General features: G+C 66.9%; 1 protein-coding gene. It reads right to left on the reverse strand.

What is annotated here, in order from left to right:
* On the reverse strand, nucleotides 1-719 hold a 719-nt coding region (locus D1J51_RS17715; RefSeq protein WP_119077328.1), incomplete at its 3' end, for an IS630 family transposase.
* Between the last annotated feature and the right edge of the window lie 51 nt (nucleotides 720-770).

Raw genomic sequence — 770 nt, forward strand, 5'->3', positions numbered from 1 at the left:
AGGAACTCCTCGTGACGGTGCTTGGGCAGGCACTGCCCGATCACCTTCCCGGTCGCCACTTCCAGCGCGGCGAACAGGGTCGTGGTGCCGTGGCGCTTGTAGTCGTGGGTCATCGTCCCGGCCCGGCCCTTCTTCATCGGCAGCGACGGCTGGGTGCGGTCCAGCGCCTGGATGGAGGACTTCTCGTCCATACACAGCACGATCGCCTGCTCGGGCGGGTTCAGATACAGTCCGACCACATCGACCAGCTTCGTCTCGAACTGCGGGTCGTTCGAGAGCTTGAACGTGTCCACCAGGTGCGGTTTCAGCCCGCGCGCCGCCCAGATCCGCTGCACCTGCGACGACGACACCCCGGTCGCTTGGGCCATCGACCGGCAGGACCAGTGCGTCTGTCCCGGCGGCTTCGAGTGCAGCGTGAGGTCCACGATCGCATCGATCTTGGCCTGCGGGATCGTCGCCTTGCGCCCTCGGCCCTCCTTGACCTGCGCGAACTTCACCAGGCCCTCGTCCTCGAACCGTTCCCGCCACGCCCGCACGGTCTTCACCGTCGCCCCCACGCTCTGCGCGATCGCGGTATTCGCCGCCCCGTCCCCGGCCAGCAGCAACGCCCGAGCCCGCTGCACCTCCCGGTGCGGCGCCGTCCGCGACCGTGCCAGCACCCCCAGGGTCTCTCGCTGGCCATCGGACATCACCAGGGCAGGAGCAGCAGCACGAGTCATACCCCAATCCTATCCCGCAAATAAGTATCTATTTACGGGACACACCACTAG

This window comes from Leucobacter sp. wl10, from assembly GCF_003569785.1.
GTDB lineage: Bacteria > Actinomycetota > Actinomycetes > Actinomycetales > Microbacteriaceae > Leucobacter.